The 13,986-nt window shown below is 64.9% G+C and carries 14 protein-coding genes; all 14 read left to right on the forward strand.

The features are described 5' to 3' along the window. Positions 1–21: 21 nt before the first annotated feature. The 14 genes from nusG (at position 22) to ACFWBU_RS08195 (ending at position 13,961) form a co-directional block, all read left to right on the forward strand. Entirely contained in the window at positions 22–837 is an 816-nt protein-coding gene (gene nusG, locus ACFWBU_RS08130) for a transcription termination/antitermination protein NusG (RefSeq protein ID WP_296550972.1), read from the forward strand. A 63-nt stretch (positions 838–900) separates the two neighbouring features. Next, positions 901–1,335, forward strand: coding sequence for a 50S ribosomal protein L11 (gene rplK / locus ACFWBU_RS08135; RefSeq protein ID WP_169619492.1), 435 nt, complete (start codon positions 901–903; stop codon positions 1,333–1,335). Positions 1,336–1,459: 124 nt separating this feature from the next. Continuing rightward, positions 1,460–2,173, forward strand: coding sequence for a 50S ribosomal protein L1 (gene rplA, locus ACFWBU_RS08140; RefSeq protein ID WP_169619493.1), 714 nt, complete (start codon positions 1,460–1,462; stop codon positions 2,171–2,173). Between the two features lie 385 nt (positions 2,174–2,558). Beyond that, positions 2,559–3,086 (forward strand): 50S ribosomal protein L10, encoded by a 528-nt coding sequence (gene rplJ, locus ACFWBU_RS08145; protein WP_169619494.1) that lies wholly within the window; start codon positions 2,559–2,561, stop codon positions 3,084–3,086. A gap of 111 nt (positions 3,087–3,197) precedes the next feature. Continuing rightward, positions 3,198–3,584 carry a 50S ribosomal protein L7/L12 gene (rplL, locus tag ACFWBU_RS08150; RefSeq protein ID WP_169619495.1) on the forward strand — a complete coding sequence of 129 codons (387 nt, stop codon included), beginning with the start codon at positions 3,198–3,200 and terminating at the stop codon, positions 3,582–3,584. 327 nt (positions 3,585–3,911) lie between these two features. Further along, the gene (locus ACFWBU_RS08155) at positions 3,912–5,021 is read left to right on the forward strand and encodes an ABC transporter ATP-binding protein (RefSeq protein ID WP_169651567.1); all 1,110 of its coding nucleotides are present in this window, start codon (positions 3,912–3,914) and stop codon (positions 5,019–5,021) included. Positions 5,022–5,029: 8 nt separating this feature from the next. Then, positions 5,030–5,821, forward strand: a complete 792-nt coding sequence (locus ACFWBU_RS08160; RefSeq protein WP_169619496.1) for an ABC transporter permease — start codon at positions 5,030–5,032, stop codon at positions 5,819–5,821. Positions 5,822–5,825: 4 nt separating this feature from the next. Next, a complete protein-coding gene (locus ACFWBU_RS08165; protein WP_169619497.1) occupies positions 5,826–6,686 on the forward strand; it encodes an ABC transporter permease in 861 nt (286 codons plus the stop codon). After that, positions 6,683–8,053: an MCE family protein gene (locus ACFWBU_RS08170; RefSeq protein ID WP_296550973.1), complete on the forward strand. Its 1,371-nt coding sequence runs from the start codon at positions 6,683–6,685 to the stop codon at positions 8,051–8,053. The genes ACFWBU_RS08165 and ACFWBU_RS08170 overlap by 4 nt, the downstream gene beginning before the upstream one ends. Beyond that, entirely contained in the window at positions 8,050–9,129 is a 1,080-nt protein-coding gene (locus ACFWBU_RS08175) for an MCE family protein (protein WP_169619499.1), read from the forward strand. The genes ACFWBU_RS08170 and ACFWBU_RS08175 overlap by 4 nt, the downstream gene beginning before the upstream one ends. Next, positions 9,126–10,124, forward strand: coding sequence for an MCE family protein (locus ACFWBU_RS08180; protein ID WP_296550974.1), 999 nt, complete (start codon positions 9,126–9,128; stop codon positions 10,122–10,124). The genes ACFWBU_RS08175 and ACFWBU_RS08180 overlap by 4 nt, the downstream gene beginning before the upstream one ends. Continuing rightward, positions 10,124–11,380: an MCE family protein gene (locus ACFWBU_RS08185; protein WP_169619501.1), complete on the forward strand. Its 1,257-nt coding sequence runs from the start codon at positions 10,124–10,126 to the stop codon at positions 11,378–11,380. The genes ACFWBU_RS08180 and ACFWBU_RS08185 overlap by 1 nt, the downstream gene beginning before the upstream one ends. After that, positions 11,377–12,717 (forward strand): MCE family protein, encoded by a 1,341-nt coding sequence (locus tag ACFWBU_RS08190; protein WP_169619502.1) that lies wholly within the window; start codon positions 11,377–11,379, stop codon positions 12,715–12,717. Before ACFWBU_RS08185 ends, ACFWBU_RS08190 begins: the two co-directional genes overlap by 4 nt. Beyond that, positions 12,714–13,961 carry an MlaD family protein gene (locus ACFWBU_RS08195; protein WP_169651253.1) on the forward strand — a complete coding sequence of 416 codons (1,248 nt, stop codon included), beginning with the start codon at positions 12,714–12,716 and terminating at the stop codon, positions 13,959–13,961. The genes ACFWBU_RS08190 and ACFWBU_RS08195 overlap by 4 nt, the downstream gene beginning before the upstream one ends. The last annotated feature ends 25 nt before the right edge of the window (positions 13,962–13,986 follow it).

The raw sequence follows: 13,986 nt of genomic DNA on the forward strand, positions 1-13,986 counted from the left end.
TCGACGAGAGGAAAAGTGCCGGTGAGCACCCCCGAGAACGACTCCTACGAGGCTTCGGCCGAAGAGCACGTTTCGGACGAGGTTTTCGTTGACGACGCGGCGACCGCCGAGGCCGTCGATGCCGACGCGACGCCCGAGAACGTCGATGACCTTGCCCCTGCCGGTGAGGATGCCGACGCATCTGCAGAAGGTGGCGAGCCCGAAGCCGAGGTCGAGGTCGATCCCGCCGAGGCTCTGGAGAAGCAGCTTCGCCTCGAAGCCGGTGACTGGTATGTGATCCACTCGTACGCCGGTTACGAGAACAAGGTGAAGGCCAACCTCGAGACCCGCGTGCAGAACCTGGACCTGGGTGAGTACATCTTCCAGGTCGAGGTGCCCACGGAAGAGGTCACCGAGATCAAGAACGGGCAGCGCAAGCTGGTCAACCGCAAGGTGCTGCCCGGTTACATCCTGGTTCGCATGGAGCTGAACGACGAGTCGTGGGGCGCCGTGCGCAACACGCCCGGCGTGACCGGCTTCGTCGGTGCGACCTCCCGTCCGTCGCCGCTGACGATCAAGGAGGTTGTGAAGTTCCTCCTCCCGCAGCAGGCGAAGAAGAAGCCTGCGGCCGGAACGTCGGCCGCCGGCGAGCAGTCGGCCGCCGCGTCGTCGAAGCCCACCATCGAGGTGGACTTCGAGGTCGGGGAGTCCGTGACCGTGATGGACGGTCCGTTCGCTACGCTGCCCGCGTCCATCAGCGAAGTAAACGCCGAGCAGCAGAAGCTCAAGGTCCTGGTGTCGATCTTCGGTCGTGAAACCCCCGTGGAGTTGTCCTTCACGCAGGTTTCGAAGATCTGACGCACGAAAGCTTGCAGTAGCAATACGCAAGAACCACACCGAGCAAGAAACTTAGGAATAGAGATGCCCCCCAAGAAGAAGAAGATCGCCGGGCTCATCAAGCTCCAGATCCAGGCCGGCGCGGCCAATCCGGCGCCTCCGGTCGGCCCCGCGCTGGGTCAGCACGGCGTCAACATCATGGAGTTCTGCAAGGCGTACAACGCAGCGACCGAGTCGCAGCGCGGCAACGTCGTGCCGGTCGAGATCACGGTCTACGAAGACCGCTCGTTCGACTTCAAGCTGAAGACGCCTCCGGCTGCCAAGCTGCTGCTCAAGGCAGCGGGCGTGCAGAAGGGCTCCGGCGAGCCGCACAAGACCAAGGTCGCCACGGTGACCATGGATCAGGTGCGCGAGATCGCCAAGACCAAGCAGGAAGACCTGAACGCCAACGACGTCGAGGCCGCCGCGAAGATCATCGCCGGCACCGCGCGTTCGATGGGCATCACGGTCGAGGGCTGAGAATCCCTCACCGGTCGGAAGGGACACGTTCCCGTCCGGCTGCAGCACCACCACGTGGGAGGGCCGGCCAGGTCCGCAACCACTCCCGAACCATTCACCGCAGGGTGAGAAGTTAGGAAAGAACATGGCAAAGCGCAGCAAGGCATACCTCGCCGCCGCCGAGAAGATCGATTCCGACAAGCTCTACAGCCCCCTCGCAGCCGCAAAGCTCGCGCAGGAGACAGGCTCGAAGAACAGCGACAGCACGGTCGAGGTCGCAATGCGCCTCGGCGTCGACCCCCGCAAGGCCGATCAGATGGTCCGCGGCACGGTCAACCTGCCCCACGGCACGGGTAAGACCGCTCGCGTCATCGTCTTCGCCGTCGGCGAGAAGGCTGCCGAGGCAGAGGCCGCAGGCGCCGACGTCGTCGGTGCAGAGGACCTGATCGAGCGGATTCAGGGTGGCTGGCTGGACTTCGACGCCGCGATCGCGACGCCGGACCAGATGGCCAAGGTCGGTCGTATCGCGCGTGTCCTCGGCCCGCGTGGCCTCATGCCGAACCCGAAGACCGGCACGGTCACGCCGGACGTCGCGAAGGCTGTCACGGACATCAAGGGCGGCAAGATCAACTTCCGCGTCGACAAGAACGCCAACCTTCACTTCGTGATCGGTAAGGCATCCTTCGGCGACACCAAGCTGGTCGAGAACTACGCGGCTGCCCTCGACGAGGTGCTCCGTGTGAAGCCCTCGAGCGCGAAGGGCCGCTACATCAAGAAGATCACGATCGCTACGACCACCGGACCGGGCATCCCGGTGGATCCGCAGCGCACGCGTAACCTTCTCGAGACTGCAGAGTAGATCGCTCGTTCACGCGAGTACGCACTCCGAACGGCCGGCACAGGATCCCTGTGCCGGCCGTTTTGCGTTCTACCGGCGTGTTCCGCTACAGTAGCTGGGTAGTTCGGCATTGTGCCGATCTCCACCCCGATCATGTTCTACCAAAGACCGTTGGTCACCGAGGTTGCTTGCAGCATCGGTTGAAGGTCCGGATTCATCCGGCGGCCCACGCAGGAGGACGAGGTTAGGGGAGTTGCGAAACGATCGCCTCCGTGCGGTTCTGATCCCTCTCTCACGCCCCGTGTGCCCTGCGCCGGGGCGTTTGTCGTTCCCGGCCCGACGGTTCCCGGTGGGACGTCCCATTCGGGACACCGGGAAAACGACTGTTACTGAGAGGAGGCGAAGTATGGCAAAGCCCGAGAAGGTTTCCGCAGTTGCGGAGATCACCGAGCAGTTCAAGAGCTCGACGGCCGCCGTGATCACGGAATACCGTGGTCTTTCGGTGGGAAGTCTGACTGAGCTGCGTCGCGCTCTCGGAGAGGGTGCTACCTACTCCGTCGCCAAGAACACCCTGGTCAAGCGTGCCGCCGCAGAGGCGGGCGTCGAGGGTCTCGACGATCTGTTCGTCGGTCCGACCGCCATCGCGTTCGTCAAGGGCGAGCCGGTGGACGCAGCGAAGGCTCTCAAGGCCTTCGCTAAGGACAACAAGGCACTCGTCATCAAGGGCGGGTACATGGACGGCGGCATGCTGTCCGTGGACCAGGTCAACCAGATCGCGGACCTCGAGTCCCGCGAGGTGCTGTTGGCCAAGCTCGCCGGCGCGATGAAGGGCAACTTGGCAAAGGCCGCGAGTCTGTTCAATGCTCCCGCTTCGCAGGTGGCTCGCCTTGCGGCCGCCCTGCAGGAGAAGAAGGAAGCCGAAGAGGCAGCCTGACGCTGATCCGCATCACCGCGTATCGCTGAACAAATCCACGCACGCTCCGGCGTGCACCATCCCATCCGGTCGCGGATCAGCGACATGGGACTTACAGGAAGGACCGCCATCATGGCGAAGCTCACCACCGAAGAGCTGCTCGACGCGTTCAAGGAACTGACCCTGCTCGAGCTCTCGGAGTTCGTGAAGGCATTCGAGGAGACCTTCGAGGTCACCGCTGCTGCTCCGGTCGCCGTTGCCGCTGCCGGCGCTCCGGCCGCTGCTGCCGAGGCTGCTGAAGAGCAGGACGAGTTCGACGTCATCCTCGAAGGTGCCGGCGAGAAGAAGATCCAGGTCATCAAGGTCGTTCGCGAGATCGTCTCCGGCCTGGGCCTGAAGGAAGCCAAGGACCTCGTCGAGGGTGCTCCGAAGCCGATCCTGGAGAAGGTTGCCAAGGACGCTGCAGAGGCTGCCAAGGCGAAGCTCGAGGATGCCGGCGCCAAGGTTTCCGTCAAGTAAGACGGTTTCCCTTGCGCGGGCGGGACGGTCTCCGTCCCTCTCGTGCGGCGTTACTCCGAAGACCGCCCCCACGGATGTGTTCCGTGGGGGCGGTCTTTTCGGTATTTCCGGGCTTGCGGGGCCGTCGCCGACCCCGAACGGCCCCCTGCGTCCGGACACTTCGGGTGCGGGACGGCATCGGCGCAGGTCAGGGCATAAGTTCACCTATGTTGGCCCTTGGTGATTCCTTTACTTACTTTGGAGTAGGGTCACTTGTCACGGGCACCACGTCGATGCGATAGAGTGGCGCAACCCACATCGGGAACGGGATCGAAGAGCGCGGAGGTAATCGTGGGCGTCGAGGTGTCCGTCGAGGGACTGACCAAGTCCTTCGGCTCGCAGCGAATCTGGCAGGACGTGACTCTGACCCTCCCTCCCGGTGAGGTGAGCGTGCTGCTCGGACCTTCCGGTACGGGTAAATCGGTATTCCTGAAGTCGCTGATCGGCCTGCTGCGCCCGGAGCAGGGCTCGATCATCATCGATGGCACCGACATCCTGCAGTGCTCGAGCAAGGAACTCTACGAGATCCGCAAACTGTTCGGCGTGCTGTTCCAGGACGGCGCGCTGTTCGGCTCGATGAACCTGTACGACAACGTTGCCTTCCCCCTGCGGGAGCACACCAAGAAGTCCGAGTCCGACGTTCGCAAGATCGTGATGAGCAAGCTCGAACTGGTCGGTCTGCTCGGCGCGGAAGACAAACTGCCCGGTGAGATCTCCGGCGGTATGCGCAAGCGCGCGGGCCTGGCCCGTGCGCTGGTGCTCGACCCCGAGATCATCCTGGTCGACGAGCCGGACTCCGGCCTCGACCCGGTCCGGACCACATACATCTCGCAGACTCTGATCGACATCAATGCCGAGATCGACGCGACTATCCTCATCGTGTCGCACAACATCAACCTCGCTCGCACGGTGCCCGACAACATCGGCATGCTGTTCCGCCGCCAGTTGGTGATGTTCGGTCCGCGTGAGGTGCTGCTGACCTCGGACGAGCCGGTGGTCAAGCAGTTCCTCAACGGCACGATGATCGGCCCGATCGGCATGTCGGAGGAGAAGGACGAGGCGCAGATGGCTCACGAGCAGGCGCTCGTCGACGCAGGTCACCACGCCGGCGGTGTCGAGGATGTCGAAGGCATCGTGCCGCAGATGAAAGCCACTCCCGGTATGCCGTTCCGTCAGGCCGTCGCGCGCCGGAAGGACCGTGTGCGGCAGATCCTGCACACGCTTCCGTCCGTCGCCCAGAGCGCGATCCTCGAATCGCTCGACGAAGACGACACGCCGATGGCCGCACCGGGACAGCACGGTCAGGCATCGGGATACCACGATGATCTCGATGCGGACACGCAGGTAATTCCCGTGTACTCCCCAGAGCAGCACGGTCAGCCGGAGGGCCAGAAGTAGGAGATTAGATGGGGGCTGGTAGCTCGCTGTTGCGTCCCGCGCACGGCGCACTCACCCAAGCCGGAAATATCGTCGAGCTTTTCGTCGACGTCGTGAGGAACACGTTCCGCCGACCGTTCCAGTTCCGCGAATTCATCGAGCAGGCGTGGTTCATCGCCAGTGTGACGATCCTGCCCACCGCGCTCGTGGCTATCCCGTTCGGCGCGGTCGTCTCGCTCCAGACCGGTTCGCTGATCAAGCAGCTCGGTGCCGAGTCGTTCACCGGCGCGGCCAGTGTGCTCGCGGTGATCCAGCAGGGCAGTCCGATCGTGACAGCTCTGCTGATCGCCGGGGCAGCGGGCTCGGCGGTCACCGCCGACCTCGGATCACGGACCATCCGGGAGGAGATCGACGCGATGGAAGTGCTGGGTATCAACCCGGTGCAACGTCTCGTCGTGCCTCGCGTACTGGCCATGGTGCTCGTGGCGCTGCTGCTCAACGGTCTCGTCTCCGTCGTGGGCATCGCAGGTGGTTACTTCTTCAACGTCGTCCTGCAGGGCGGTACACCCGGTGCGTATCTCGCGTCCTTCTCGGCGCTCGCCCAGCTACCCGATCTGTACGTCGCCGAACTCAAGGCAGCGATCTTCGGTCTCATCGCCGGCGTGGTCGCGTGCTACAAGGGCTTGCACCCAGGCCCCGGGCCGAAGGGCGTGGGGGAGGCAGTGAACCAGACCGTGGTCATCACGTTCCTGTTGCTCTTCTTCGCCAACCTGATCTTGACGATGGTGTATCTGCAGGTTGTACCTGCGAAGGGATCTTGACGCCATGACAATCTCGAAAGGCCGCGGAGATCTCGTCCTTCTCCGGGGTCGCAAAGTGCTGCGCGCTCCGCTGAACGTGCTCGATCGCGCCGGCGAACAGATGTCCTTCTACGCGCGTGCCGTCGCATGGACACCGCGAACCATCACCCACTACCGCAAGGAAGTGCTCCGGCTGCTCGCCGAGGTCACCTTCGGAAGCGGCGCGCTCGCAGTCATCGGCGGCACGATCGGCGTCATCGCCATGATGTCGGGATTCACCGGCGTCGTGGTGGGGCTCCAGGGCTTCGCGGCGCTCGAGCAGCTCGGCTCCTCGGTGCTCACAGGCTTCTTGTCGGCGTACGTCAACACCCGCGAACTCGCACCGGTGGTCGCGGCGCTCGCGTTGTCTGCCACCGTCGGCTGCGGTTTCACCGCCCAACTGGGCGCGATGCGCATCAGCGAAGAGATCGATGCACTCGAAGTGATGGCCGTGCCGTCCGTCCCGTTCCTCGTGACGTCGCGCATGATCGCCGGTTTCGTGGCGGTCATCCCGCTCTACATCATCGGCCTGCTCGCGGCATACCTTGCGACGCGCGTGATCAGCACTCTGTTCAACGGCCAGTCCAGTGGGTCGTACGACCACTATTTCTACTTGTTCCTGCCACCCGCGGACGTACTCTATTCGTTCGGAAAAGTGCTGGTCTTCGCGTTCGTGCTCATTCTGATCCACTGCTACTACGGCTTCCACGCCAGCGGTGGCCCGGCAGGCGTCGGCGTAGCGGTAGGGCGGGCGGTCCGCACCGCCATCGTCACGATCGCCGTGCTCGACTTCTTCCTGAGCCTCGCGATCTGGGGCACGACGACGACGGTGAGGATTGCCGGATGAGCGAACCCACTTCGGTGCTGCGACGGCGCGTGCTCGGCCTGGTGTTCTTCCTCGTCGTGGGCTTGTTCCTGTATTTCACCGTGGCGGTCTACAACAAGACGTTCACCAAGATCGTGGAAGTCGACGTGCTCACCGACAGCATCGGAAACGCGCTTCCCCAGAACGCCGACGTCAAGGTTCGAGGCGTGAACGTGGGCGAGGTCCGCGGCACGAGTGCGGAAGAAGGCCGGGTCACGGCGCATCTGGCACTGAATCCCGACATGGTGGACAAGATCCCGTCCAACGCCACGGCCCAGTTGCTTCCCAAGACGCTTTTCGGCGAGCGGTACATCTCGCTGATCATCCCGGACGAGCCGGCCGACCCCGTGCAGCCCGGTGACGTGCTGATGCAGGACACCGGCCGACGCACCGCGGAACTGAGCGAAGTGCTCGACGGGCTTCTTCCGCTGCTCCAGGCGATTCCCCCGCAGGATCTCGCGAACACTCTCGGCGCCCTCGCGCAGGGCCTGAGCGGACGCGGCGAAACACTCGGCCGTACGGTCGACCAGCTCGAGCAGGTGTTCCGTGAAGTCAACGTCGAACTGCCCACGCTGCAGGAGGACCTGCGAGGACTCGCCGACTTCTCCCAGACCTACGCGGACGCGGCCCCGGACCTCGTCGACGCACTGGACAACCTGCGGACCACGGGCGGCACGGTGGTCGAGCAGCAGAACCAGATCCGGACACTGCTCGCCAGTGCCACCGGCGCGTCGTCGGTCACCGCGGATTTCGTCGACACGAACGCGAACTCGATCATCAGCCTGTCGGCCGATTCGAAGGAGGCGCTGCAACTGCTCGCCCGATACTCTCCGTCGTTCCCGTGCACGTTCAAAGGCTTCGCCGATGCGCTGCCCGCGGCGGCCGGAGTGCTCGCTGCGGACGACCCGTTCCCCGGTGTGCGCGCCAATATCCAGTTCACCAATCCCAAGGGGCGGTACCTTCCCAATCAGGACGAACCCCGGCTCCTCGACGACCGTGGTCCGGCCTGCTACCTCGACGTCACCGCGCCCGGACGGAAGTTTCCGCAGTACCCGGGCGGCTCGGTCAACGACGGGTCCTACCAGGTCCCCTCGCGTAATCCCGGGCCCGCGAACATTCCGATGTTCCCGGCACCCGAGGGCTCGGGTGTGCCGGACGCGGTGAGCGAGATCATCGGTACCTCGCCCGACACGACGTCGACGGTGTCCTACACCGGTTCGAACGCGGAGCAGGACACACTCGACGTGATCTACGGCCAGGCCGCCGGTATGGCACCGGAAGACGTACCCACCTGGACCACCCGGCTGGGTGCACCGGCGATGCGAGGGACGGAGGTGAGCATCGGATGAAAAGCCTTGTCGCCCCTTTGACCAAGCTCATCGTCTTCGCCCTCGTCACGATTGTCGCGACAGGTATCCTCGCGGCCACGATCGCCAGTGTCGGCGGTGGCGGCGGTACGAAGTTCCACGCAATCTTCTCCGACGTCACCTCGCTCAACGAGGGTGACGACGTGCGCATCGCAGGCGTGCGGGTCGGGCAGGTGGACAAGATCGCGATCGTCAACGACCGCGAAGCCCGCGTCACCTTCTCGCTCGAACAGCGCGACTGGATCCCCGCCGGTGCGACAGCGACGATCAGGTTCCGTAACCTGGTGGGTCAGCGCTACATCGCGCTCGCCGAGGGCGAGAGCAAACAGGGAATGAAAATGACGGCGGGCGAGACCATCCCGCTCGAACGGACCCGGCCGGCCGTCAACCTCACCACGCTGTTCGACGGGTTCAGACCGCTGTTCCAGACACTCAGCGCCGATGACGTGAACAAGTTGTCGTACCAGATCATCCAGGTCTTCCAAGGGGAGGCCGGTACCGTCAGCGACCTCGTGCGCAGCACCGCGAGCCTCACCAACACCATCGCGGACAAGGACAGGGTGATCGGTGCCGTGATCGACAATCTCAACACCGTCCTGGCGACGGTCGACGAGCGCGATCGGCAACTCGACTCGCTGCTCGTCAACACGCAGGCACTGGTCAGCGGTCTCGCCGCCGACCGCGACACGGTCGGTTCGGCGGTCCAGTCGCTCGCAGGTCTGACCGACGCGGTCTCGGACGTACTCGAACCGACACGCCCGTCGATCTCGCAGTCGATCACTGCCCTCGAACAGGTCTCCTCCACGCTCAACGCGAACCGTGACGATCTCGACAAGGTGCTCGAGACCCTTCCGGTCAAGTTGGAAAAGCTCGGCAGGGTCGCGAGCTACGGTTCGTGGTTCCAGTTCTATCTGTGCGGTATCGACATCGTGGCCGGCCCCGGATCGATTCCCTACCTGAACCTGCCGACGGGTCTCCCCACCGTGAACCAACCCATCTACACGAATGCGGCGCAGCGATGCACGCAGGACGGGATGCAGGAGTTGCAGGGACGATGAGTAAACGCCGCAGTCCGGCCGCAGCCGGTGCCCTGGGCATCGTCGTAATTCTGCTGGCCACAGTGTCCGCCTTCTTTCTCGGTTCGCTGCCGATCATCGGAGCGGGCGTCACCTACGAAGCCGAATTCAGCGAAGCCGCCGGTCTCAAGCCCAGCAACGAAGTACGCATTGCCGGGGTCAAGGTCGGCCAGGTCACCGGTGTCGAACTCGAGGGCGACCGCGTCGTCGTCTCCTTCAAGGTGCAGGACGCGTGGGTCGGCAACGACACGTCCGCCTCGATCCAGATCAAGACGATCCTGGGCCAGAAGTATCTCGCCCTGGACCCGCGTGGCACCGAGGTCCTCAACGCCGACACACGCATCCCGATGGAACGCACGGTCGCGCCGTACGACGTGATCGAGGCGTTCTCGTCGGCAGCCACGACTATCGGCGAGATCGATACCGACCAGCTCGCTACCGGTTTCGAGGCACTTTCCGAGGCGTTCTCCGAAACTCCCGACGACTTCCGGGCGTCGCTCGACGGGGTGAGCCGGCTTTCGGAGACCGTCGCCAGCCGCGACCAGGAGCTGAAGAAACTGCTCGGCGCGACGAGCAACGTCTCGAAGGTGCTCGCGGACCGGAACGTCGAATTCAACCGGCTTCTGAGCGACGGCGCCTTGCTCGTCGCCGAACTGAACAACCGTCAGCAGGCGATATCCCAGCTCCTCGACGGAACCAAACGGCTCTCCACCGAGCTGTCCGGTCTGGTGCAGGAGAACGAGGAATCCATCGGCCCGGCATTGCAGCAGCTACGCGGAGTCGTGCAGACCCTGCAGGAGAACAACGACAACCTCGCCCGAGCGGTGGAGTTGTACGAACCGTTCGTTCGCGTCTACTCCAACGTCGTCGGTAACGGTCGCTGGTTCGACCAGGTCATCGTCAACCTCACGCCGCCGGGGCTGCCCGAGATTCCGGGCTACCGCGATCCCGTCCGCCAGCTGGAAGGAGTGAACTGATGGCGCACTCCGAAGACCGTGACACCCGCTCGGGTCGCAACCGCATCGCGATCATCGCCCTCGTGGTGGCGGTGGTGGTCGCGGCCGGTGCAGGCGGCTGGTGGCTGTGGACTCGGGCCGGAACGACGAACATCACGGCCTATTTCGACAACAGTGTCGGTATCTACCAAGGTTCCGGTGTGCGTGTCCTGGGCGTCGAGGTCGGCACGGTGACCTCCGTCGAACCGCAGGGCGACGTGGTGAAAGTCGGTATCCGTGTCGACCGGGGTGTGGACATCCCCGCCGACGCGCAGGCCGTGCAGATCAGCCCCTCCGTGGTGGCCGACCGCTACGTCCAGCTCACTCCCGCCTACTCCGGCGGCGACAAGATGGAGAACGGCGCGGTGATCGAACGGGAGCGCACCGCCACTCCGGTGGAAGTCGATCAGCTCTATGCGAGCATCGACGACCTGTCGCGCGCTCTCGGGCCCGAAGGCGCCAACCGCGACGGGGCTCTGACCGAGTTCGTCGAGGTGGGTGCAGAAAACCTGGCGGGCAACGGTGCCGCACTCGGACAGAGCATCGATCAGCTGTCCTCGGCCGCACGGACCCTCAACGAATCGCGCGGCGATCTGTTCGGCACGATCGAGAACCTGCAGGTCTTCGTCAGCGCACTGGCCGCCAACGACCAGCAGGTCCGCCAATTCAACACCCAGCTCGCGGACCTGTCGGGGTTCCTCGCCGGCGAACGCGAGAATCTCGGACAGGCGGTGAACCAGCTCTCGGTGACGCTCGGGGAGGTCGCGACCTTCGTGCGCGACAACCAGACCGCACTCAAGGACAACGTCGACGCCCTCGTGCCGATCACCACCACGCTCGCGGAGCGCCGGGAGTCGCTGGTGAACTCGCTCACCCTGCTGCCGCTCGCCGTGAGCAACCTCGTCAATTCGTACGACGCGGAAGCCGGCGTTCTGGCGTCGCGTCTCGTCCTGACCGACCTGCAGGACCCTGCCGGTGCGGTGTGCAATCTCATCGACGTGGGCCGGCTCGTGCCGGGTGACCCGCGCTTCGAGCAACTCGGCAGGCAGATGCAACCGCTCATCGACCGGTGCGACGTCATCGCGGGGCAGGTCACCGCGGCCCAGAAAACCCCGGACCTGATCCTCCCGTTCGGAATTCTCAGCGGCGAGAACATTCAGCGTCAGGTCGTTCCGGGCACGGTGCCGGGTGTCGAATCACCCCGGCTCGATCTCGAAGGTCAAGGGGGTACCCGGTGAGCGGCACGGTCAGGTCGGCGCGGGCCACCGTTCTCGGCGCGGGCGCATGTGTGGTCGCGCTCGCGGTGTCGGGCTGTGGCGGACTCTCCGGCGTTCCGCTCCCCGGCGGCGCGGATGTCGGTAGTTCGCCGATCCGGGTTGCGATCCAGTTCGAGGACGTCCTCGACCTCGTCCCCCAATCGACGGTGAAGGTCGACGGCGTCCCCGTGGGCCGCGTGGAGTCGATCGGGGTGGCACCGAACGACGGCTGGACCGCGGACGTGGCGATCGTGCTCGATTCCGCGGTGGATCTGCCGCAGAACTCGTTCGCCTCCGTCGAGCAGACCAGTTTGCTCGGTGAGAAGTTCGTCCAGCTCACCAGGCCCGAGGACGAGCCCCCGGTCGGCAGGCTCTCCGACGGAGACGTCATTCCGCTCGATCGCACCCGCCACGCCACCGAGATCGAACCTGTTCTGGGTGCTCTGTCGCTGTTGCTCAACGGTGGTGGCGTCGGTCAGATCGCACCGGTGGTGAAGGAACTCTCCAGCGCGTTCGACGGCAGGGAAGGCACGACGAGGAGCCTGCTCGAACAGGCCGAAACCCTCATCACCGGACTCGACGAGCAACGCAACGACATCACGCGTGCGCTGGACGGTCTCGATGCGCTCACCGTGCGGGTCGCCGAGCAGAACGACAAGATCGCCGCGGTACTCGACGAGCTGCCCGTGGCCACGGAAGTGCTCGAACAACAGCGTCCCGAGCTGACCGAACTGCTCGCCCAACTGGACAGGCTGGGCGTCGCCGGTGTCGGCGTGCTCGAACAGTCGAAGGAAGACCTCATCGCGGATCTGCTGGCACTGCGCCCGACCTTGCAGCAACTCGCCGCGTCGGGAGACGACCTCGTCGAGGCTCTGCCGTTCATTCCCACGGTGCCCTTCCCGGACGGCGTGGAACGGATCGCGCTCGGTGGTTCGGTGAACCTGTTCCTCGCCGTGGATCTGCAGATCGGTGATGCGCTGGCCGCGCTCGGCGTGGGTCAGGGCGAGCCGGAATACCGGCAGCCCAAATTCGGCAACCCGAAGCCGGTCGTCGATCCTTCGAACCCGTACTACAACGGAAACGGTCCTGCAGTCGGCTGGCCGACCGTCTCGCTGGTCCCCGAACTTCCCCTGCCGACGCTGCCCGGGCTGGAACTGCCGGAAGGGGTGTCGCTGCCGGAAGGTATCGACATCCCGGGCCTCGGTGAGGCCGCGGCAGGGACCGGGGGAGCTCCGCCCGGTAACGAAGGGGCAGCACCCGCACCCTCGAACCCGCTGGAGGGATTGTTGAACGGTCTCGGATTCGGGGGTGGACAGTGAGATCACGTCTCGTGCGGTTCCAGTTGGTGGCGTTCGTGGTGATCGCCGTCCTCGGCCTCCTGTACGTCGGTGCCCGTTATGTGCGGCTCGACAACCTGTTGGGTTTCGGGCAGTACACCGTGAGCGCACGGTTCCCCGACTCGGGCGGTGTCTTCGAGAACGCCGAGGTCACCTACCTGGGTGTGCCTGTCGGCCGGGTCGGACCGATGACCCTCACCGCCGACGGCATCGACGTCGAGTTGCGCCTCGACAACGGTGGCCCTTCGATTCCCGCGGCAACCCGTGCCGTGGTGGCGAACCGTTCGGCGATCGGCGAGCAGTACGTGGACCTCCGGCCCACGAGCGCCGACGGCCCGTATCTCGTCGAAGGCTCGGTGGTGGAGTCCACCGCCGAGGATCTGCCGACACCGGTCGAAGATCTGCTCGTCAGCACGAGCGAACTCGTGAACTCGGTGCCTGTCGAACCGTTGCGCACCGTGGTGACCGAACTCGGTGCCGCTCTCGACGGGCGAGGAGGCGACCTGCAGTTGCTGGTCGATTCGCTCGCGGGACTCAGTGAGTCCGGGGTGCAGTACCTCCCGCAGACACTCGCATTGATTCGTGACAGCCAGACGGTGCTCGACACCCAGTCCGAGCAGTCGTCGTCGATCCGGCAGTTCAGTTCCGACCTGGAACTCGTCACGGCGCAGTTGCGCGACAGCGACCCGGATATCCGGCGGTTGATCGAGACCGGAACCGACGCGAGCGACCAGCTGTCGCAGCTCATCGCCGGTTCCGGACCGGGCCTCACCGCGAATCTCACCAATCTCGCCTCGCTCGGGGAAGCCCTCGCCCCGCAGGCGATCGCTCTGCAGCCGCTGCTTGCGTTCCTGCCCGCGGTCGCGGGCAGTGCGGGTACCGTCGCGCCCGGCGACGGCACGGTCAAGCAGGGGATCATCCTGGAGACGAACAACCCGCCGTCGTGCACCATCGGGTACGAAGGAACGCAGGAGATCCTTGCCCGGATGAGAGCCGAGGATCCGAACTTCGACGACACCCAGCAGGACTTCCCGTTCAACACCGAAGCGTCGTGCGAGGTGCCGCAGGGGAGCGTCACCGGTGTGCGCAGCGCCAACCGGATCGTGTTCGCCGATCCGGCGACGATCCAGCCCTGGGACTTCACGCCGAAGAAGGACCCGGACCGTCTGAATCTGAACCCCGTGGCGACGCAGCTGGCGCCGTTGCTCGGAGTCACCCCCAAGTGAGCAGTGAGTAGGTTGTTGGAGTGAG

It is taken from the genome of Rhodococcus sp. NPDC060084, assembly GCF_042730335.1.
Classification (GTDB): Bacteria; Actinomycetota; Actinomycetes; order Mycobacteriales; family Mycobacteriaceae; genus Rhodococcus.